The organism is Bradyrhizobium sp. SZCCHNS3052, assembly GCF_032484495.1.
GTDB lineage: Bacteria > Pseudomonadota > Alphaproteobacteria > Rhizobiales > Xanthobacteraceae > Bradyrhizobium.
Genome location: NZ_JAUETB010000007.1, coordinates 118961 through 140480, shown reverse-complemented (window position 1 = coordinate 140480; position 21520 = coordinate 118961). Strand labels below are relative to the sequence as shown.

Sequence of the window (21520 nt, the reverse complement as noted above, 5' to 3'; positions counted from 1 at the left end):
GACCGCAACAGACTCGGCCCCTGATCTCGCCATATCCTGCGATCGGGCAATGAAGACGTGATCCCGATAGGGGGAGACCAGATCGCGATCGAGCTGAACCTGATCAAGAACTCGGCATCGATAACGTCTCCAGCTCCTCGATGCCAACGGGAGGCTTGCTTCGCCACGCCATGATGAAAGCGCGCTTGGCCAGGCCGTCGTGAACACGAGCGATCTGCGTCCGCTCTCTGGCAATCCGCGCCCGCAGCAGGGGATCGCGAGTTCCGGAGGCGGCGAGGCATTTGTTGATCACCCAACCGAACGGCTCGATGCCGGCGCGCCGCAGGTCCTCCTGGAGAGCGGCGGCCTCCGAAACGGGCGTCGTTTCCGGCAGGGTCACCAGGATGATCTGCGTGTAGGTGGAATCCTGCAACCGCATCAGCGGCGTGATCACCCGGCCGGCACCGCCCGGCTCCAATTGGCTCGTCAACTGGCGATGATAGGCCCCGGTCGCATCGAGTAGGAGCAGGGTATGACCGGTCGGCGCCGTATCGAGCACCACAAAGGCGCTCCGAGCCTCCGCAACCACGTGCGAGAAGGCATGGAAAACGGCGACTTCCTCCGTGCAGGGCGAAGCCAAGTCCTCAAGCAGGAGCGCCCTGCCCTGCTCATCCAGGTCGCGGCCACGGCTCCCCAGTATTTTCGCGACATAGCGCTCCGTCTCGCGCCGAGGATCGATCCGATCCACCGTCAGCCCAGGCATCGCGGCGTCAACGACATCCGTCACGTGAGCCGCTGGATCGGTCGTGCTGAGGTGGACGGCATGCCCGCGCCTCGCGAGGCCGACAGCGATGGCAGCCGCAATCGTCGTCTTCCCGACGCCGCCCTTGCCCATGACCATGATGAGGCCGCGATTGCGGTGAGCGATGTCATCGACCAAACGGTCGAGTCCCTGCACGTCAACCGGCACTCCGACTTGTTCGCCAGTCGACGTCTCAAGCCGTGGACTGGACGACGACAACACTGTCCTGAGCGCCGCGAGACCCACAATGTCGAAGCCAAACAATGGGATTTCGTCCCGCGGCAGCTTCCGCAGCGAATCCGGCATCGAGGCGAGAGCCTCATCCTGATCCCGCTCGAGTGCACTTGCGACAGCGTCGGCAGGGTCTGTGGCGTGAAAGCGTCCGTTCACGGCGAGTGTCTGATTGGAGAGATTGAGCGCATCAAGTTCGCTCGACGTTCGCGCCGCCTCCCGGATTGCGCTCCGGTCGGCACGGGTCACCAGGACCACGGTCGTCCGCCTCGGATCGCCCAGCGCTTGAAGCGCTTGTCGGAAACGATCCTCCTGCATCTTCAAACCGGAATGTGGGCCGAGGCAGGAGGCGCCGCGGTTGTTGTCCTTCAGGAAACCGGTCCAAGCCTTCGGCAAGCTCAGGAGCCGCAGGGTGTGGCCGGTCGGGGCGGTATCGAAGATGATATGGTCGTAACCCGCTCTGTCTCCGTCGAGCAATCCGACGAACTCGTCGAATGCGGCAATCTCGGTGGTGCATGCGCCGGAAAGCTGCTCGCGTATGGTCGATCTCTCCTGATCCGTCACCGTGGGCTCGAGCTGTTCGAGCACGCGAGCTCGGTAGCTCTCGGCTGCGGTCTCAGGGTCGATATTCATGGCGAAGAGCCCTGCCGCGTTCGGCACCGGCACTGGACTGTCAGTTAGTTCAACTTCCAACATCTCGTCGAGGTTCGACGCAGGATCGGTGCTGACCAGAAGGACACGCAATCCCCGGTCCGCGAGACTGATGGCAGTCGCACAAGCGAGCGACGTCTTGCCCACACCGCCCTTGCCAGTGAAAAAGAGAAATGGCGTTGGAGCGTTCAGCGTGCGCAATCGAAGCATTCAAATCCCTTCCAAGTGATTGTGTGCAACATTGCCGACCCGGGAGCCGATACGATTTTTGTCGCCGACGTTCGCTCGATCCTGTGCATAAACCTGGAATGCCCGACTGACTTCGACGTCCTTTCGGGTGACCAGTCATCCTCCCTGCCTGGATCGGTTGCTGCAGACCAATCGACTGGTAGAGCCTCGGCCGGATTCCTTAATTGCGATAGGTCAACAATCGTGCCGCGGAGCGCAACAGTCGTCGGCATTGCGGCAGCTGCTGTCTGCGATTCCACGACGTGGAAGACCGGCGGCCCGGCCCCGGATGCAGCCCCAAGCCTTCCAGCGTGAGCCATGAGAAGCGAAATTGCCGTGGCTGGCGAGCAGGTCGAATGTTCACGTCTCGGCTTCAAGTTTGTCGCGCAGGTCCGTCGCTCACATTGCGTTCAGAACGGCGCGCCCATGATCTGCACGCGCCGGCGGGATCGCCGGAGGCGCATTCAACAGGACGGGACTCCAAAGCAGCCCCTCTTGTTGACTTCCGGTGGAACCGCAGGCCTTCAGAAATGTTGCTCCGCAGTTCCATGCAGCAAAGCGAGAATAAGTTGAATCGCCGTCAGTTCATTCAATCTGCGGCTGCGATCCCGGTCGCCGCATCCTTGACGCGGAGCGCATCAGCCGCGCCGCCTGCGGCGCAGCCGTTCAATGCGGCCTATGTGCGCGACCTCGCGCGCAATCTCGCCGCCAAGCCCTACGCTGCGCCGGATGACAAGCTGCCGGACGCGCTGGCGAAGCTGAACTACGACGCCTACCGCTCGATTCGGTTCTTGCCGGACCATGCGCTGTGGCGCAGTGAGAACCTGCCGTTCCAGGCGCAGTTCTTCCATCGCGGCTCGATCTACAAGGACCGGGTCGAGATCTATGAGGTTGCGGACGGCAAAGCCAGCCCCGTGGCCTATCGACCCGAGGACTTTGCATTCGGTCAGCAAGTCCCGGCCTTCCCGGCGGCCGATCTCGGCTTTGCCGGCTTCCGCGTCCACGCGCCGATGAACCGGCCGGACTACTACGACGAGGTCTGTGTGTTCCTCGGCGCGAGCTATTTTCGCGCCGTCGCCAAGGGTGAGATTTACGGACTGTCGGCGCGCGGGCTCTCGATCGACACCGGCGAGGCCAAGGGCGAGGAGTTTCCGGTGTTCAAGGCGTTCTGGCTGGAGAAGCCGACGCCGGGTGCCACGGCGATGGTGGTGCATGCGCTGCTCGACAGCAAGAGCGCGACGGGCTCCTACCGGTTCACGATCCGCCCTGGCGAGACCACCGTATTCGACGTCGAGGCATCGCTGTATCCGCGCGTCGAGATCGCTCACGCCGGACTGGCGCCGATGACCAGCATGTTCTTCTTCGGACCCAACGACCGCAACGACGTCGACGATTTCCGCCCCGCCGTGCACGATTCCGACGGGCTTGCGATGTTCAACGGCAAGGGCGAGCAGTTGTGGCGCCCCCTCAGCAATCCGCGCGACCTGCAGGTCAGCGTGTTCAACGACCTCAATCCGCGCGGCTTCGGCCTGATGCAGCGGGAACGGACATACACCGCCTATCAGGATCTCGAATCGCATTTCGAACGGCGGCCGAGCCTGTGGATCGAGCCGATCGGCGACTGGGGTGACGGCGCCGTGGTGCTGTTCGAGATTCCCACCAACCAGGAAATCCACGACAACATCGCCGCCTTCTGGCGGCCGAAGACGCCGCTCGCGGCCAAGGGCGAGCACAACATGACCTATCGCCTGCACTGGGGGCCCGATGTGCCGAAGCCGAATACGCTGGCGCGCTTCACGCGCACTGGCGTGGCCACCCGCGGCGAAGGCCGGCTGTTCGTTCTCGAGCTCCAAGGCGACGCCTTGAAGAGCCTCGATCCGAACATCGTCAAGGGCGTGGTCAGCGCGGCGAAATCCGAGGTGACGAACATCGTCGCGCAGCCGAACCCGGAGACGCAAGGTTGGCGGCTCAGCTTCCAATGCGCGGTCGGCGATGCGCCGGTCGAGCTCAGGGCCGAACTGGTTGCCAACGACAAGCCCGTATCCGAAACCTGGGTCTATCGATGGACGCCATGACCGCAGCGCAGCCGCGTCCGACCTATGAGGCTAGCGACGCGGGCTTTCTCCCGGCCGAGGCGCCGCTCGCGATGGTGCCGTCGCCACTCAATCATGCCGCGCCCGGCCGACGTGCCATCACGAGCGGCGGCCGCATCGCATTCCGGCGCGCTCTCATCTTCGCCGGCACCGCGGCGCTGACGCTGGCGGGCTGCTACAAGATGTACGAGGTCGTCGAGGTCGGTGGCGTGACCGTGCTGGAAGGCATGGTACTCGTGCTGTTCTCGATCCTGCTCGCGTGGATCGCCTTTGCCTTCGTTTGTGCGCTGGCCGGCTTCTGCGCCCTGCTGGGGCGGCGGCGCGATACGATCGCGATCGACATCGACGGTCCCCTGCCCTCTTTGTCCGGCCGCACAGCCATGCTGCTGCCGACCTACAATGAGGATCCGGACGCGGTGATGGTGCGGCTGCGCGCCATGATCGAATCGGTCGCCGGGACGGGACAGGCCGAGCGCTTCGACTGGTTTCTGCTCAGCGACACCACCGATCCCGACATCTGGATCGGCGAAGAGGCTGCGTTCGTCGATCTGCGCCAATCCTGCGGCAAAGATCGGGTGTTCTACCGCCACCGGGCCGACAATGTCGCCCGCAAGTCCGGCAACATCGCCGACTGGGTGCAGCGCTTCGGCGCGGCCTACGACTATATGATCATTCTCGATGCCGACAGCCTGATGAGCGGCGCGACCGTGGTCCGGCTGGCCCATGCCATGGAGAACGCGCCGCAGGCGGCGCTGATCCAGACCCTGCCCGTGATCGTCAACGGCACCAGCCTGTTCGCGCGGCTGCAGCAGTTCGCGAGCCGGCTGTACGGCCCGATGATCGCGGCCGGCAATGCATGGTGGTATGGCGCGGAAGGCAATTACTGGGGCCACAATGCGATCATCCGGGTCGCGGCCTTCGCGCAAGACGCGGCGCTGCCCGAGCTCCCCGGGCGCAAGCCGTTCGGCGGACATATCCTGAGCCACGATTTCATCGAGGCCGCCCTGATGCGCCGCGCCGGCTGGGGAATCTACATGACGGTCGATCTCGACGGCAGCTTCGAGGAGGTGCCGCCGTCGCTGATCGATCATGCCGCGCGCGACCGGCGCTGGTGCCAGGGCAATCTGCAGCATCTCGCCGTGCTGCCGGCGCGCGGCCTGCACTGGGTGTCGCGGCTGCATCTGCTGATCGGCATCGGCGCCTATGTCACCGCGCCGTTGTGGTTTGCCTTTCTCGTGCTCGGCATCCTCATCTCGTTGCAGGCCAACTTCGTCAGGCCCGAATATTTCCCCAAGGGCTTTGCGCTGTTTCCGACCTGGCCGGCCCAGGACCCGGTGCTCGCCGCCCAGGTCTTCGCGGCGACGCTCGGCCTGCTCATGGTGCCGAAGCTGCTCGCCTGCCTCGTCACGTTGTTCACGCCGACGCGACGCCGAGGCTTTGGCGGCGGGTTGCGCCTCTGCGTCGCCGTGCTGGCGGAAACGCTGCTCGCGGCCCTGATCGCGCCTTCGATGATGATCTTCCAGTCGATCGCGGTGATCGAAATCCTGATGGGGCGCGACGCCGGCTGGCAGGTGCAGCGCCGCAGCGACGGCGGTGTGAGCCGGCAGGAGATCCTTCGCAAATTCGCCCTGCCGACGGTATGCGGCCTGGTCATGGCGGCGAGCGCCTATGCCGTCTCCGTCCCCCTGCTGGCCTGGATGTCGCCGGTCATCGCCGGCCTCGTGCTGTCGATTCCGATCGGTCTGCTCACGGGCGGCCGCAGCACCGGCGCCCGCCTGTTCACGACGCCCGAGGATCGCGCTCCGCCGCCGGTGCTGTTCCGCGCCAAGCAGCTCGCGGAGAATCTGCGGCCGGATCGCCGGGCGGCGCTGGTCGAACTGCGCCAGAACGCCGGTCTCTGCCGCCAGCACGTTGCGTCCCTGCCGCCGCCTCGGCGTCGCGAGCCGGGCGACATCGACGTCGACCTCGCCACCGCCAAAGCGCGGATCGCGGGGGCCGGCTCGTTCACGCAGGCGATCCGCTTCCTGTCGCGCCGTGAGATCCTGGCCGTGCTCAGGGATGGCGCGACGCTGGAGCAGCTCGTCGCACTTCCCGCATGAGCGCCTGGACGACCTGCCCTATTTGGTCAGATGCGCCGATGCGATCGCCTGCTGGAACAGCGCGGTAAGCGCTGCGCCGATGCTGCCGCTCGAATCGACCTCGTAGTAGTAGCCCGGGCTGGCGCACGATTTCATGATGCCGCTGATCGAATCCCGCCATGGCGCGATATAGGTCGTGTACCAGCTGTTGTTGGTGATCGCGAGATAGGTGGTGTAGAGCACGGCGATCTTGATGCCACGAGCCTTCAACGCATCGCAGGTCGTCGTGTTCAGCGGTTCCTGGCAGCGGCCGCCCGAGAGAACTGTCTTGCTGCAGGTGGTCGGATAGGAATAGTCGGCGACGCCATCGGAGACGAAGAACAGCCATTTCTGCGGGCTGGTCGACGAGCCATCGCCCTGGGTCGGGATGACGCCGTTCATCGCGGACATCGCACCGTCGAAATCGCTGCACATGTCGTTGTTGTAGCCGCTGTAGGGGATCGTCATCAGGTCGAGCGAACCGACCGACGATTTCACCGAGGACATGCTCGAGGACAGGCTGGCGATGGTCGTCAGGCCGAGCGAGCCGCAGTCGCTGCCCAGGCTGTACACCGCCATGCGGTACTGGTTGCTGACGACCTGGCTGGCGGTCGCCGTGTCCGTGAGCGACTGCGTCGCGCTCCGGACGACGTCGATGCGCATCGTCACGCCCTTCTTCTTGGCGATGGAATAATAACTGTTGGTCTGCAGCGTCTTCTTCGAGCTGGACGTATAGGTGTCGTGGCAGGCGAAGGCGCACTTGTCGGACGTCGCATTCTGCAGCGTCGTCATGTCGGCCGTGGTCGCGCCGAGACCCTGCGACGGCGAGTTGTCGAGCAGAACGTAAAAGTCCATGTAGGTCGGGAACGAGGCCGAAGCCGACGACGAGGCCGAGACCGTCATGGTCGGGTAGCCGAACATGTGCATGAAGGCCGTCTTGACCACCACGGTGGCGCTGCCGGTCACGGTCCGCGCGGTGACGCTATCGCTGATATCGATGTTCAGCGAGTCCGCCGCCAGATTGTGCGCCGACATCTGGCCGTTGAACATGTTGGTCGCCGCCGTCTTGGCGTCCGACGCGGCGCCGCGCATGGCGGTGTAGCCGGTCGCGGCCAGCATCGCGGCGTCCATCGAAGCCGACAGCTTCGCCTTGGCGCGCACGGCCATCGAATAGTCGATCGCCGAGCCGACGAAGGCGAGGATCGGGAGCAAAGCAAGCGCGAAGATGATCGCGATGTTGCCGCTCTGGTCGCGACGGAACCGCGACAGTAGCCTGAGGTATCTATTTCCGGCCAGCACGGCCACACTCCAACGAACACGGTGATGTTGCCGGGAATGTTGCGGATCAAGCGTTGCATTGGAATTGATGGAATTGCCGAGAATTGGTTACGTTGCGTTTCCGATTGTCGTAAGCGGCCTTCCTGCGGTGCCGTTGCACCACTCGGAGCGACATGACCGCCATGCGGACGCTTTTTTTTGGCGGGCCCCGGCATCGAATGCCGGACGGATCTCATCGGCCCGCCGCCCCTGATCGGCGCGGCCCCCCTCCTCTGGTACCCCGATTGCAAAGCGGCGGCACCGATTGCATAGTCCGCGCGGTTTGCAGCGCCGGGGCGCGCTGATTCTCTGGGGGAGTTGGGGACGACGATGGCGGATGCCGATCTTGATGCCGTGATCCGGCAACTGGCCAAGCAGCAGAACAAGGCCATTCTGGCAGCGGCGAAGAAGCGCAAGGACCGCTTCAACGGCATGGCCGTCAAGGCCAAGGACAAGGACGCCAAGGAGCGCTTCAAGCTGCTCGCCCGCGAGGCGGTCGAGCAGGCCAATGCCGCTGCCCGACGGCTCCTGATCTCCGCCGACAACGTCGCCGACAGCTACGCTCGCGCGATGCGCCAGGCCGCCGCCGCGGAGCTGCCCAGGAAGCCGGAGACCAAGCAGCCGGAGAAGAAGGCCGACGGTGCGGCGGCCAAGCCGCAAGGCGGCAAACAGGCTGGCAAGGCTGCCAGGAGGGATCCTGCGAGGCCCGCGCCGAAGAAGGCCGCCCGGAAGGCCTGAGCCGGCCATCGAGCGCGGGACGCCGCGCCACTCCGGAAAATTCCGCGCTCGATAGCAACCATCGCCGCGCCCTTCGACTTGCCTCCGCAACATTCTGTCCGGAGGACCGTATGAAGGCGCTGGTTTGGCATGGCAAAGAGGACATTCGCTGCGACACCGTCAGCGATCCCGAGATCGAGCATGACAGGGATGCCATCATCAAGGTGACGAGCTGCGCGATCTGCGGCTCCGACCTGCATCTGTTCCACAACTACATCCCGGCGATGATGCCCGGCGATATCATGGGCCACGAGACCATGGGCGAGGTCGTCGAGGTCGGTTCCGGCGTCAACGGCAAGCTCAAGAAGGGCGACCGCATCGTCGTTCCCTTCACCATCATCTGCGGCGAATGCGAGCAGTGCCGGCGCGGCAATTTCTCGGTTTGTGAGACCACCAACCGCAACAAGCATCTTGCCGAGAAGGTGTTCGGACACACCACTGCGGGCCTGTTCGGCTACACGCATCTCACCGGCGGCTATCCGGGAGGCCAGGCCGAATACCTGCGCGTGCCGTTCGCCGACGCCACGCACATCAAGGTTCCCGACGGCATGACGGACGAGCAGGCACTGTTTCTCAGCGACATCTTCCCGACCGGATGGCAGGCAGCCGCGCAATGCGACATCGAGCCGGACGATACGGTCGCTGTGTGGGGCTGCGGCCCGGTGGGACAGATGGCGATCCGCAGCGCCATCCTGCTCGGCGCCTCCCAGGTGATTGCGATCGACCGCATTCCGGAGCGGCTGGCGATGGCCGAGGCCGGCGGCGCCATCCCCATCAATTTCGACAAGGAGAGCGTGGTCGGGCGGCTGAACGAGCTGACCGACAACAAGGGCCCGGAGAAGTGCATCGATTGCGTCGGCTTCGAGAGCCACGTCACCCTTGCGCAGCCCGACAGCGTGATCGATCGCGCCAAGCAGATGTTCATGCTCGAGAACGACCGGCCGCACGTGCTGCGCGAGATCATCTATGTCTGCCGTCCCGGCGGCATCGTCTCGATCCCCGGCGTCTACAGCGGGCTGTCCGACATGGTGCCAATGGGCGCGCTGATGAACAAGGGCCTGACGATCCGCACCGGCCAGACCCACGTCAACCGCTGGACGGACGACCTCGTGCAGCGCATCGAGGATGGCCAGATCGACCCGTCCTTCGTCATCACCCACACCGTGCCGCTCGCGCAGGGACCTGAGATGTACCGCGCCTTCCGCGACAAGCAGGACAGCTGCGTCAAGGTCGTGCTGAAGCCATAAGGGATCGCATCGCATGTTTCATTTCTCGAATCTCGTGAGATCGAAGGGCGACCCCAAGATCATCTCGACCGGCCCCAGCTCGCTGACGCCGGCCGATCGTCTGGCCCGCGGGCTCGGCTGGTTCAGCATCGTGCTCGGCACGCTGGAGCTGCTGGCGCCGCACCGCGTCACGCATGCGCTCGGCATGGAGGGCCGCGAGGGACTGGTGCGGGCCTATGGCGTGCGCGAGCTGTTCGCCGGCGTGCTCACGCTGTCGGTGGAGAAGCGGGCCGGCCTGCTGAGCCGCGTCGCCGGCGACGGGCTGGACATGCTGACGCTGGCCGGTGAGCTCAGGCCGAGCAATCCGCGCGCGGGCAGCGTGCTGGCGGCGCTGGTCATGGTCGGAGGCATCACGGCGCTGGACTACATGTGCGCCCAGGACGTCAAGAGGCAGCACGATCCGCGACGCGGCCGCAAGCGCCTCTATAGCGACCGCAGCGGCTTTCCCAGGGGAATCGCGGCCGTGAAGGGCGCGGCGCTGCCGCGGCCGTCGCGCAGCACCGCCGCGACCTAGCCCGCCTGTGACAAAGCGTCCTGAAGCTACGGCTTCAGGACGACAGAGAACAGGCGAAAGCCCGCGACCTTCGGAAACGCCTCCGCGGCCTCCGGCGAGACCAGGGCCACCACGGCCGCGCTCACCTCGCCATTGTTCAACCGGGTGATCGCGGTGGCCTGCCCTTCCAGCAGCAGCACCTCCGTCGCACCGGCCGCATTCATGGCCGCGGTGATCTTCGCGTTGGACTTGGCGTAGCGCTCGTCGATCGCGATCACCTTGCCGCTGAGATCGCCCAATCCGCGCACGGTGGGACGCGCCAGCAGCACCGCGACGAGATGACTGTCGGCGGGCCCCTCTGGGACACGCAGCGCGGTCATCCGCTCGGCCAGCTCGGCCGCCACCGTCACAGCAGCCACCATGACGTCGCTCTGGACCTTGGCCGGATTCGGCATATCCGTCGTGACGGAGGGGGTCTTGATCACCGGCGCGGGCGCGCCGTCAGCCGGCGCGACCGGATCGGGCCGCGGCGTTCGCGCCGGTGCCGCGAGCGGCTTTTCGATCGGTTTGTCAATCGCCTTTTCAATCGGCTTTTCAATCGTCTTGGCGGTGACGATTGGCGACTTGACCCGGCGCTTTGCGGCGCGGGCGTGCTTGTGCTGCAGAGCCGCGCGGCGCGCGACCGCGGCTGCAGGCTTGTGGATCGTGTCGGCAGGCTCCAATGATTGCGGCGACTGGTCGGCGACGGGACCGTCCACGCAGGGCCTTCCGCTCAGATCGACGCAAGGCGAGGCCACCTGCGGCGTCACCTGGTGGCTGCAGCCGGCCAGGGCCAAGGTTGAAACGACGGCCAACGCGCCGAGACAAAGCGCTCTCACTTTTCCGCTCCTGACGACTCTCCCGCGCACGAGACGCGCCTCTGCTCCGGCCTGCTATTTCAACGGCCATCCGTTAAACTCAGGCTTAAGCGCCGGTCCCGGCACGCGGACTCAGTGAGGCGTGGTTAATGTCGCGCGCACAAGGCGGCGACATTGGCCGGCCTCGACCGCGAGAACCCGGCATTCCCTCAGCGGATATCAAATAGGCTTCACGCCGCCGCGGGGGGCGTGCACGAATTCCGTTGATCGGATCACCGCGCGCCGCCATGTTGCGGCAGGTTCGTCGCGACGCCCCGCGTTCCCTGCGCCCGCCGCGGCGGAACGAAGCGCCGCCGCAGATGTTTCTCGAACTTGCGAAGGATGCTCCATGGCCAAGACAGACCCCGCAGCCGGCAGGCCGATCGCCAATGCCGCGCTCGCCAACATTCCGCGGCTGATCACGGCCTATTATGCGCTGAAGCCCGACCCGCACGAGCCGACCCAGCGCGTCGCTTTCGGCACGTCGGGGCATCGCGGCTCGTCGTTGAAGACCGGCTTCAACGAGAACCACATTCTCGCCACCAGCCAGGCGCTCTGCGACTACCGCCGCCAGCAGGGCCTCGACGGCCCCCTCTTCGTCGGCATCGACACCCACGCGCTGGCCGAGCCGGCGCTTGCCAGCGCGCTCGAAGTGTTCGGCGCCAATGGCGTCGAGGTGATGGTCGACAAGGACGGCGGCTACACACCGACGCCGGTGATCTCGCACGCCATCATCTCCTACAACAAGGGCCGCACGGCGCATCTCGCCGACGGCGTCGTCATCACGCCGTCGCACAATCCGCCGGAGGATGGCGGCTACAAATACAATCCGTTGCATGGCGGCCCCGCCGACACCGACGCGACGGCCGAGATCGAGCGGCAGGCCAATGTGTATCTGGCCAACGACCTCGATGGCGTATCGCGCATCAGCTACAGCCAGGCCAAGCAGCGCGGCTCGTTGCACGCTTACGACTACATCACGCCCTACGTCGCCGATCTCGCCAACACCGTCGATCTCGACGCCGTCAAGGCGGCCGGGATCAAGATCGGCATCGATCCGCTCGGTGGCGCGGCGATCGCCTACTGGGCGCCGATCATCGAGCGCTACGGTCTCAACGCTGAAATCGTCAACGACGTCGTCGATCCCACCTTCCGCTTCATGACCGCGGACTGGGACGGCAAGATCCGCATGGACTGCTCCTCGCCCTACGCGATGGCGAGCCTGATCGGCATGCGCGAGCGCTTCGACGTCGCGTTTGCCAACGACACCGACGCCGACCGCCATGGCATCGTCACCCGCTCGGGCGGGCTGATGAATCCCAACCACTATCTAGCGACGGCGATCTCCTACCTGTTCGCTCACCGGCCCGGTTGGCGAAGCGATGCCGCGATCGGCAAGACCATCGTGTCGAGCTCGATGATCGACCGCGTCGCGCGCAAGCTCGGCCGCAAGCTCGTCGAAACCCCCGTCGGCTTCAAATGGTTCGTCGAGGGCCTCGGCTCCGGCAGTTTCGGCTTCGCCGGCGAGGAGAGCGCAGGCGCCTCGTTCCTGAAGCGCGACGGCACGGTGTGGACCACCGACAAGGACGGCCTGATCCTCGGGCTGCTCGCGGCCGAGATCATGGCCAGGCGCGGCCGTGACCCGAGCGAGCTCTACAAGGAGCTGACGGCCGAGCTCGGCGCGCCGGTCTATGAGCGCATCGACGTGCCGGCGAGCCCGCCGGCAAAGGCGGCGCTGAAGGCGCTGACGCCGGAAATGCTGAACCTGAAGGAGCTCGCCGGCGATCCCGTTCGCATGGTGCATACGAAGGCTCCGGGCAACGGCCAGTCGTTCGGCGGCATCAAGGTCGAGACCGACTACGGCTGGTTCGCGGCGCGACCCTCCGGCACCGAGGACGTCAACAAGCTCTATGCCGAGAGTTTTCGCGACGCCGAGCATCTCAAGCGGATCCAGAGCGAGGCCCAGGCGGCGCTGGCGAAGGTGGGATGAAAGGGCGAGTAGCGAATAGGGCGTAGCGAATAGGGTTCTTGCCGTTTCCCATTCGCCATTCGCTGTTCGCCCCTGCCCCCTTCCCTCCCGCCCCCCGCATCGGATATCGATGGCTGGACAACGACCTGACAGCCATCGGTGAGACCGGATGCGAAGCTCTTCGACTGCCTTGCGCGTCACCTTCAGCGCGCTCGCACCTCGTTCATGCTGGTTGTCAGCGCCGCGGCGCAAATGGCGCCGGAGGCGGCCGCACCACGTCCGAAGCCGGCGCCATCGATGCGCGCCGCGGCCTGCCATAACGGCCAGAGCTTCGACCGGTTTCTCGCCGAGCTGAAGCAACGCGCCATTGCCGAAGGCGTGTCGCAGCGCGCGATCGCGGCCGCCTCGCCGTACCTCACCTACAACCAGGGCATCGTCAATCGCGACCGCGGCCAGCGCGTGTTCGGTCAACTGTTCACCGAGTTCGCCGGCCGGATGGCCGCGCCCTACCGGATGCAGAACGGCCAGCAGCACATCCGGATGCATGCGGCAGCGTTCGCGCGCGCTGAGAAGGAGTATGGCGTGCCCCCGGCGGTCATCGCCGCGTTCTGGGGCCTGGAGAGCGATTTCGGCGCCAACATGGGCAATTTGCCGGTGCTGCCGTCGCTGGTGTCGCTGGCCTATGATTGCCGCCGCAGCGAGCGCTTCCAGAATGAGACCATCGCCGCGCTGAAGGTCATCGACCGCGGCGATCTCGCGCCGGAGGAGATGATCGGTTCCTGGGCCGGCGAGCTCGGTCAGACGCAGTTCCTGCCGACCCACTACGTCACCTATGCCGTCGACTATGACGGCGATGGCCGCCGCGACCTCTTGCGCAGCGCGCCCGACGTGATCGGCTCGACCGCGAACTACATCGCGACCGGACTGAAATGGCGCCGCGGCGAGCCGTGGTTGGAGGAGATCCGCGTGCCCCAGGCGTTTCCGTGGGAGCAGGCCGATCTCACCGTCAAGGCGCCGCGCAGCAAATGGGCCGGCCTCGGCGTGACCTATGCCGACGGCCGGCCGCTGCCGAACGATGCGCTCGAAGCCTCGGTGCTGCTGCCGATGGGCCGCAACGGCCCGGCGTTCCTGGCCTATGCCAATTTCGCCGCCTACACCGAGTGGAACAATTCGCTGATCTATTCGACCACCGCGGCCTATCTCGCCACCCGCATCGCCGGCGCGGCGCCGATGCGCAAAGCCAGCGGCCCCGTGGCGCAACTGCCGTTCAAAGAGATCAAGGAACTGCAGCAGCTCCTGGTGAAGGCCGGTTTCGACGTCGGCAAGGTCGACGGCGTGCTGGGGCAGCAGAGCCGCATCGCGGTCAAAACGATGCAGGTGCGGCTCGGGCTGCCGGCCGATTCCTGGCCGACGGCGGAACTGCTCGTACGCATGCGCGGCACGCCGCGGGCGCAGGCGGCGCCGGCTTCAGCGACAGCGACACGGTAGGTGAGCCGACATCATCGCGCGGCGCTCCTCGTCTCTCAATTGCAGATGACTTATTGTCCGACTTCATGCGACCGTGTCGTCCGCTCTTCGCTATTCCAATTTATCACCTCGGAATTGGACGGCCAGATGATCGCTCAGGACAAAAGCGCGAGCAGACGGGCAATTGAAGCCCGATTTGGCTTGTAGCGCCGATCTTCATCCTGACCCTGTTCGGCCACCCAGGCTCGTCGTTCTCCACGACCTCGATCCGGCATTTCGGCCACGGCTTGGGGAAATCCTCCAGGGGACGCGTCCACAATCGCCGTGACCTCAGCGTGAACGACTGGAATGCACGGCGACCGCAAAAACCAGAAAGATGCAGTTGCATTCTCTTGGACGCCGCCCCATCTCCGAGGGCGCGCGCTTTCGTCGCGACGTCTCCTGCCAAAAGAGAGCATCATGTCCTTTTACGATTCGACCGTGCCGGCCTACCTCCAGATCCTCGGCAGCCTGTCCGGCCTGCTCAGCAAGGCCGAGGCCCATTGCGAAGCCAAAAAGATCGCCCCCGAGGTGCTGCTCGGCGCACGGCTGTATCCGGACATGCTGCCGCTCTCCAAGCAGATCCAGCTCGCCTGCGACTTCGCCGCCAAGGGCTGCGCGCGGCTTTCCCATAGCGAGGTCCCGAGCACGCCCGACACCGAGACGACGTTCGCCGAGCTTCGCCAGCGGCTTGCCAGAACCATCGATTACCTGAAGACGTTCCAGCCGGCGCAGTTCGAAGGGGCCGATAGCCGCGACGTCACCTTTCCAAGCGGGCCCAACACCACGCTGACCCTGAAGGGGCAGGACTTCGTCAACCGCGTCTCGTTTCCGAACTTCTATTTCCACGCCGCGATCGCCCACGGCATCCTCCGCCACAACGGCGTCGAAATCGGCAAGCGGGACTTCCTGGGCGTCGCCTGATCCCTTTCGTCTATTGCAACAGGCTATCCAACGGATGGCCTGTTGCGGCCGCTCCATCGCGCGGCACGTCTGCGCCGGACGGATACCTCGCGGCATTGCGCTGTTCGCGGCAATGCACAACTCACCATGACCCCCCTCCCCTCTCCTGGAAAGATCCCGATGAGTGCATCCAAACTGTTCGCGCCATATCAGCTCGGTCCGGTCACCCTCGCCAATCGCGTCGTGATGGCGCCGTTGACCCGCAACCGCGCGGTGGACGGCCTCGCGCCGGGTCCGCTGACGGCCGAATATTACAGCCAGCGCGCCTCCGCCGGCCTCCTGATCTCCGAGGCCAGCCAGGTCTCGCAGCAGGGCCAGGGCTACCAGGACACGCCTGGCATCTATTCCAAGGAGCAGATCGCCGGCTGGCGCAAGGTGACCGACGCGGTGCATGCCAAGGGCGGGCGCATCTTCATCCAGCTCTGGCATGTCGGCCGTATCTCCCATGTCTCGCTGCAGCCGAATGGCGGTGCGCCGGTCGCGCCCTCGGCGATCGCGGCCAAGACCAAGACCTTCGTCGGCGGCGCGTTCACCGACGTCTCGACGCCACGTGCGCTCGAGCTCGCGGAAATTCCCGGCATCGTCGCGGCGTTCAAGCAGGCCGCGCTGAATGCGATCGAGGCCGGCTTCGACGGCGTCGAGATCCATGGCGCCAACGGCTATCTGCTCGACCAGTTCGCCAAGGACGGCGCCAACAAGCGCACCGACGCCTATGGCGGGTCGATCGAGAACCGCGCAAAGCTGATGCTCGAGGTTGCCAAGGCCGTGTCGGAGGCGATCGGCGCCGACAGGACCGGCATTCGGCTATCTCCGGTGACGCCGGCCAACGACATCTCGGATTCCAATCCGCAGGCGCTGTTCGACTACATCGTCGACCGGCTCGCGGCGCTGAATCTGGTCTACATCCACGTGATCGAGGGGGCGACCGGCGGCCCGCGCGACGTGGCGCCGTTCGACTACGCGTCGCTGCGCAAGCGCTTCAAGGGCACCTACATCGCCAACAACGGCTATGACCTCGCGCTCGCGAACAAACAGCTCGATGCCAACGCGGCCGACCTGATCGCCTTCGGCCGGCCGTTTATCGCCAACCCGGATCTGGTCGAGCGGCTCAAGGTCAGCGCGCCGCTCAACGAGCTCGACCGCGCCACCCTCTATGGCGGCGGCGAGAAGGGCTACACTGACTATCCGACGCTGAAAGCGGCGCAAGCGGCGGAGTAGTCGCCATCACGTAGGGTAGGCAAAGCAGCCGCTCGCAGGGCGGCCGCGTGCCCACCATGCCTCCGCGAGAGCGGAGGGAGCGGTGGGCACGGCGCACGAGAGGCCGCGCCTGTCGCAACATCTCGCCTCGCGCCTTTGCCCACCCTGCGCTTCTGCGATCCGGCACATCCCCACCTACATCATGCTGCCGGGCAGGAAGCACCGCACATCGATGCGCAGGCCCGTATTCAGCTCGCGATAATACACGGGCCATACCATCGTCCGGCCGGCGCGATTGGGCTCGGTCACCACGGCCTCTTCCGGAACGACCCACCATTGGCCTTCAATGCGAACACGGTAGCGGCCATCCTTCGTGTCCCAATCCGTGTCCGAGAGCGCGGTGCCATCCGCATCCGAGCAGCACGGCCCCTTGCCCGAACGCAAACTCTCGAACCAGCCCTTGAGCGGAGAATTGGCGTAACGCCCATCGAGATCGCGCGCCGCCGCATCGCCAAGCAGCAGAGAATGCGTCCCCAGACTGCCAGCGAGAAGCACGACAGAGATTGTCGCTCGTATCCAAGGAGGCACGTGGGGCCGGTGAACGGCATCCATCGATGACGTGATGATCGATACAAGGCTTGAAGATCTACGGCTCATGTGCGCCACCTCGCTGCTCGATACGATGCGCAATAGCTGGTCGGGTTCTGTGGCGGAAGTTCGTAGTTGGCGGAAACCGGTAGCAACTAATCGCGATGCTTCGCAAATTCCACAGGCGCGCAGCGATCTCGTTCACGAGGTCAGCGGGATAATTGCCCAAAATCCATCGTGAGCAGACTCATCGACGATTCATACCGGCTGCGTAGGGTGGGCAAAGCAGCCGCCCGCAGGGCGGTCACGTGCCCGCCGTGCATCCGCGCAAGCGGAAGGAATGGTGGGCACGGCGCGCGGTGGAGTTGAGCTCGCGGCATGCAGTATCGCACGCGCGCCTTTGCCCACCCTACGGCAGCGGAGGCACGTCACGCTTTTAGTCAAGCAAGAAAAAGGCCGGGATTTCTCCCGGCCTTCCTGCCACGGTGGGGGCTGCCGTGGCGCGGCGCGGATGCGCCTATGGTCGTCAGGATGCGAAGCTCAGAACTTCGCCCGGATGCCGGCATAGGCCGCGAGCGGCATCCCCGGAACCATGCTGCGCGGATCGTTAAGCGCGAACGCGGTTCCGCCACCGGCGGTGTTGAAGCCGGCGGGGTCGAACACGGTACCTGCCGAGTAATAGCGCTGATTGAACAGGTTCTGGATCAGGCCGAACACCTCGACGTTCTTGGTCACCTGATAAGATGTGTTGACGTTCACGACCCAGTAGGCCGGGACCTTCGGGTAGACGTTGGTCTCGTCGTGCAGCAGGTACTGGCTGCCGACATAGTTGACGCTCGCCCCGACCTTCCAGGCGTCGGTCACGGCATATTCTGCGCCGAGCTTCAGGCGGTGCGCCGGAATGCCGGGAATGTGGTTGCCGGAGACGACGCCGACCGGCACCCGCAGGAACGGATCGTTGACGTCGAAGGCGCTGCGGAAGGTGGCGTCGATGAAGGTGTAGTTGGCGTAGGCGGTCCACCGGTTCCAGGCCAGGTCGACCTTGGCCTCGACACCCTGGCGCAGCGTGGTGCCGGCGTTCTTGAAATAGCCGCGCACCGGGTTGGCCGGGTCGACGACTTGGATGATGTCGTCGGAATTCTCGGTACGAAACAGGCTGAGGCCCCAGCGCAGCCGCCAGCCATCATCGACCGCCACCGATTTGATCGGGGCCTTGCGGTAGGCCGGCAGGTCGGCGGCGTAGGCCGAGCGGCCGCCGGAAATCTCGCCGCGCAGGCCGCCTTCGACGGTGCGGGACACCACCTGCTTGAGCGGCGGATCGGCGATCAGGAAGTTGTCGATCAGGCAGGGATTGGCCGGATCGGAGCAGCCGAGCTCGAGCGGCGTCGGCGCGCGGTTGGCTTCTGAATAGCCCGCGTAGGCGGTCATGTCAGGCGTGATCTTGTAGGTCAGGCCGACCACCGGGTTGAAGCGCTGGAAATTGTTGTTGCTGTTCAGCAGCGGCGCGAAGCCGGTCTGGTCGCGCAGGTTGATCTGCGCCCAGTTGAAACGGCCGCCGGCCGTCAGCGCCAGCTGCGAGGTGATGTCGAAGGTGTTGGTCGCATAGATGCCGAGATAGGTGTTCTTGGCATTCAGATTGACGGGAGCAAGGCCCGCGTTGGGCTGGTCGATGTAGACGCCGAGGCCGGTGACGAACAGGTTGTTGTCGATGGTGCCGAGCTCGGATGTGGCCTGGAAGTTGGTATTGCCGTGATCGACGCTGGCGCCGACGACGAAATGGTTGTCATGGCCGAAGAGCTGCGTCGTTGAGGTCGCCTGCAGCGAGCCGCCATAGCTGTCGGTCTTGACGGTATTGCGGTCGATCTGACCGAGCGCCGCATCGCCCGCCAGCGTATTGGCGGTCGGACCGTTGCGGTTCATCTGGAACTCGGTGCCGGCGGCATCGCTGAGACAGAATTCTCCGGGGAACGCGCCCGCGGGGTCGCAGGCCGCAACCTCGGTGCTATTGCCATCGACGCGCGCGGATTTGTAGTTGCGGTAATAGCCGTTGGCCTGGATCGACAGCGTGTCGGTCGGCGTCCACTTTGCGCTGGCCTGCACCATCTGCATCTGCAGATGCAGCGACTGCGGCCAGGTATAGACGCTGGACCAGCGCTGGTTCAGCATCTCGATCGGTGTCGCGGCGACCGAGCCGAGCTTGTTGTCGGCACCGGTGAAGGAGAGATGGAATTCGGTATTGTCGCCGCGCGCGCCGAAATCGGCATACATGCGCCGGATCTGCGAGGCCGACGAGTAGTCGCGCCAGCCGCGGTCATAGGCGCCTTCCGCCGCGATATAGGCCGAGTAGGTGCCGTTGTTCCAGCCGTATTGAGCGCCCGACTGGATCCGGCCGAACGAGCCGCCGAACAACTGCGCTTCCCCGCCCTGGTAGTTGAAGCCGTTCTTCATCTCGATCGACAGCGCACCGCCGGTGGCGTTGAGGCCGAACAGCGGATTGTTCGGCATCAGGGTCATGCGTGCGATCGCCATTTCCGGGATCAGGTCCCAGTTCACGACGTCGCCGAAGGCCTCATTGATGCGGGTGCCGTTCTGGTAGACGGCGATGCCCTGCGGCGTCCCGAGCACCGGCGAGGCAGTCTGACCGCGATAATTCAAGTCGCGCTGGAACGCGTTCCCGGTCTGGTCGCTGAGGGAGACCCCGGGCACCGATTGCAGGATGCTGTCGAGCAGCGTCGGCGCGCGGCTGTGGTCGAGCTCCCGCGCCCCGATGGTTTCGACATTGGAAGGAATCTTGTCCTTCGCGATCTCGCTGCCCTGAACGGGCGAGACGCCGACCACCTCGATGGTCTGCAGGGTTTGCTGCGCGAACGCAGCCGCAGGCAGCAACGCACAGGTCGCGAGAAGCGCGCTCTTCAGCGCCGACAGTCTGGTCAAGACGTCCCCCAGTTTCTTGTCGACCGGTTCCGGCAACAGCCCACGCCCCTGAGCCTTTACCCGCACCAGAACTGGCCGATTTACCCGTCTACGAACGTTAACATTCGTAAACAGCCCTCCAGTTCGTCGCAACGGGCAATATTCTTCGGCCCCTAGGGACAATCTTCCCGGATCCGGAAAGTGGCGATCGATTCGCCGAGCTATCTCCCAGCCTCGGCCGCACTGTTGCACCCGATCCTGGTTTGCAAGGGAACTCACATGGTAGAGAAAGCATCGGCGCCGTCGGCGCCATAAGGGCAAGACCTTCATCGGATGTATCGCGTTCTGCTCGTCGATGACCACCCGGTCGTGATCACGGCCTGCCGCTGGCTGCTGAACGAAGCCGGTATCCGCGCGCTGTCCGAGGCACACGATGCCGACAGCGGGTACGACGCCTATGTTCGTGACCGGCCGGACGTCGCGATCGTCGATCTGCGCCTGCACGGGCAGGAGCTTGGCGGCATCAGTCTGATCGAACGCATGCGGTCGCACGATCCCCGCGCCCGGATCCTGGTCTTCAGCATGCATGCCGATCCGCGCATCGTCCGCTCGGCGATCGACGCCGGCGCCAGCGGCTATCTGCTGAAGGACGCGCCGCCGCACGAGCTGCCCAAGGCGTTGGAGCAGGTTCGAGCCGGCGGCACCTATCTCGATCCGCAGCTCGCCACCCGCATCGCCCTGCTCCGCGCCAACCCGGACGGCATGGCGACCCCTGCGCTGACCCCGCGCGAGCGCCAGGCCCTTGCGCTGCTGGCCCAGGCGAAATCCTATCAGGCGATCGCCGACCATCTCGGCATCAGCTACAAGACCGTCATCAACCTGACCTACCGGCTGCGTCAGAAGCTCGGGGCCCGCAGCCTGCCCGATCTGGTTCGTCTCGCAGTGGAAATGTCCCGCCCAAGCATGTGAGGGCCAATCGCCTTCCTGCCGGCCCGCCACGAGCATCTGCCTGAAAGACGAGGGCCTGCGACGGTCTCCCGTCACAGGCCCTCGGGCTCATGTCTATGTCGCGTCGGTCCAGTGCGGACCGATGTCTCACTTCAGCAGCTTGGCCACCGACTTCAGCTCTTTCGAGTCGAGCGTGCCGTCACCGTCCGGATCGGCCGCCTTGAAGCGGCCTTCCACCAGCGCGAGATACTCGTCCTTGGTCAGCGTGCCGTCATTGTCGGGATCAGCGGCCTTGAGATCCTTGGCCGAAACGCGGCCGCGCAGCTCCTTGGCGTCGAGCGTGCCGTCGTGGTCGCGATCGAGACGATCGAACAGCGCGCCGGCGGCGGTGCGGACCTCGTTCATGTCGGCGGTGCCGTCCTTGTCGGGGTCGATCGAGGTCAGCAGCTTGGAAGGGGCCGGTGCACTGACAGCGATCGTCGACGTGCCGACGATCGCGGCGATGCCGACGGCAGCGGCCGTCATCATCAGTTTCCAATTCATCGAATTGATCCTTTGTCTCCGCC

General features: G+C 65.2%; 16 protein-coding genes. 10 read left to right on the top strand and 6 right to left on the bottom strand.

Going from position 1 to position 21520, the window contains the following annotated elements:
- Nucleotides 1–103: 103 nt before the first annotated feature.
- Nucleotides 104–1873, bottom strand: coding sequence for an arsenical pump-driving ATPase (arsA, locus tag QX073_RS21980; RefSeq protein WP_316201123.1), 1770 nt, complete (start codon nucleotides 1871–1873; stop codon nucleotides 104–106).
- Nucleotides 1874–2460: 587 nt separating this feature from the next.
- Between arsA and QX073_RS21975 the strand changes: the two genes are divergently transcribed.
- Together QX073_RS21975 and mdoH are read left to right on the top strand one after the other, a co-directional pair.
- Nucleotides 2461–3966, top strand: coding sequence for a glucan biosynthesis protein G (locus QX073_RS21975; protein ID WP_410052245.1), 1506 nt, complete (start codon nucleotides 2461–2463; stop codon nucleotides 3964–3966).
- Entirely contained in the window at nucleotides 3954–6083 is a 2130-nt protein-coding gene (gene mdoH, locus QX073_RS21970) for a glucans biosynthesis glucosyltransferase MdoH (protein ID WP_316226349.1), read from the top strand. The genes QX073_RS21975 and mdoH overlap by 13 nt, the downstream gene beginning before the upstream one ends.
- Before the next feature lie 18 nt (nucleotides 6084–6101).
- Here mdoH and QX073_RS21965 read toward each other — a convergent pair whose 3' ends face one another.
- Nucleotides 6102–7400 carry a TadE/TadG family type IV pilus assembly protein gene (locus QX073_RS21965; protein WP_315717320.1) on the bottom strand — a complete coding sequence of 433 codons (1299 nt, stop codon included), beginning with the start codon at nucleotides 7398–7400 and terminating at the stop codon, nucleotides 6102–6104.
- A 348-nt stretch (nucleotides 7401–7748) separates the two neighbouring features.
- Here QX073_RS21965 and QX073_RS21960 point away from each other — a divergent pair, with 348 nt between their 5' ends.
- The 3 genes from QX073_RS21960 to QX073_RS21950 all read left to right on the top strand — a co-directional run bounded on the left by QX073_RS21960 (nucleotide 7749) and on the right by QX073_RS21950 (nucleotide 9995).
- Nucleotides 7749–8156, top strand: a complete 408-nt coding sequence (locus QX073_RS21960) for a hypothetical protein (RefSeq protein ID WP_315717321.1) — start codon at nucleotides 7749–7751, stop codon at nucleotides 8154–8156.
- A gap of 110 nt (nucleotides 8157–8266) precedes the next feature.
- The gene (locus QX073_RS21955; protein WP_316167422.1) at nucleotides 8267–9442 is read left to right on the top strand and encodes a zinc-dependent alcohol dehydrogenase; all 1176 of its coding nucleotides are present in this window, start codon (nucleotides 8267–8269) and stop codon (nucleotides 9440–9442) included.
- 13 nt (nucleotides 9443–9455) lie between these two features.
- Nucleotides 9456–9995: a hypothetical protein gene (locus tag QX073_RS21950; RefSeq protein WP_315717323.1), complete on the top strand. Its 540-nt coding sequence runs from the start codon at nucleotides 9456–9458 to the stop codon at nucleotides 9993–9995.
- 26 nt (nucleotides 9996–10021) lie between these two features.
- Here the strand turns inward: QX073_RS21950 and QX073_RS21945 are convergent, their stop codons facing one another.
- Complete coding sequence (locus QX073_RS21945; protein ID WP_315750382.1) at nucleotides 10022–10852, bottom strand: hypothetical protein; 831 nt, start codon at nucleotides 10850–10852, stop codon at nucleotides 10022–10024.
- A gap of 367 nt (nucleotides 10853–11219) precedes the next feature.
- Between QX073_RS21945 and pgm the strand changes: the two genes are divergently transcribed.
- The 4 genes from pgm (at nucleotide 11220) to QX073_RS21925 (ending at nucleotide 16526) form a co-directional block, all read left to right on the top strand.
- Nucleotides 11220–12860 (top strand): phosphoglucomutase (alpha-D-glucose-1,6-bisphosphate-dependent), encoded by a 1641-nt coding sequence (gene pgm / locus QX073_RS21940; RefSeq protein WP_316171611.1) that lies wholly within the window; start codon nucleotides 11220–11222, stop codon nucleotides 12858–12860.
- Between the two features lie 231 nt (nucleotides 12861–13091).
- Nucleotides 13092–14327, top strand: a complete 1236-nt coding sequence (locus QX073_RS21935) for a lytic murein transglycosylase (RefSeq protein ID WP_315750451.1) — start codon at nucleotides 13092–13094, stop codon at nucleotides 14325–14327.
- 438 nt (nucleotides 14328–14765) lie between these two features.
- On the top strand, nucleotides 14766–15269 hold the full coding sequence (locus QX073_RS21930) for a DUF1993 domain-containing protein (RefSeq protein ID WP_315717326.1): 504 nt from the start codon (nucleotides 14766–14768) through the stop codon (nucleotides 15267–15269).
- A 159-nt stretch (nucleotides 15270–15428) separates the two neighbouring features.
- Nucleotides 15429–16526 carry an alkene reductase gene (locus tag QX073_RS21925; RefSeq protein ID WP_316226348.1) on the top strand — a complete coding sequence of 366 codons (1098 nt, stop codon included), beginning with the start codon at nucleotides 15429–15431 and terminating at the stop codon, nucleotides 16524–16526.
- A gap of 174 nt (nucleotides 16527–16700) precedes the next feature.
- On the opposite strand, the gene QX073_RS21920 is transcribed toward QX073_RS21925, so the two are convergent.
- A complete protein-coding gene (locus QX073_RS21920; RefSeq protein WP_316171622.1) occupies nucleotides 16701–17117 on the bottom strand; it encodes a hypothetical protein in 417 nt (138 codons plus the stop codon).
- Nucleotides 17118–17633: 516 nt separating this feature from the next.
- Nucleotides 17634–20027: a TonB-dependent receptor gene (locus QX073_RS21915; RefSeq protein WP_316175829.1), complete on the bottom strand. Its 2394-nt coding sequence runs from the start codon at nucleotides 20025–20027 to the stop codon at nucleotides 17634–17636.
- Between the two features lie 312 nt (nucleotides 20028–20339).
- Between QX073_RS21915 and QX073_RS21910 the strand changes: the two genes are divergently transcribed.
- A complete protein-coding gene (locus QX073_RS21910) occupies nucleotides 20340–20975 on the top strand; it encodes a response regulator transcription factor (protein WP_316226347.1) in 636 nt (211 codons plus the stop codon).
- A 126-nt stretch (nucleotides 20976–21101) separates the two neighbouring features.
- On the opposite strand, the gene QX073_RS21905 is transcribed toward QX073_RS21910, so the two are convergent.
- Nucleotides 21102–21458, bottom strand: a complete 357-nt coding sequence (locus QX073_RS21905) for an EF-hand domain-containing protein (protein ID WP_316201582.1) — start codon at nucleotides 21456–21458, stop codon at nucleotides 21102–21104.
- Between the last annotated feature and the right edge of the window lie 62 nt (nucleotides 21459–21520).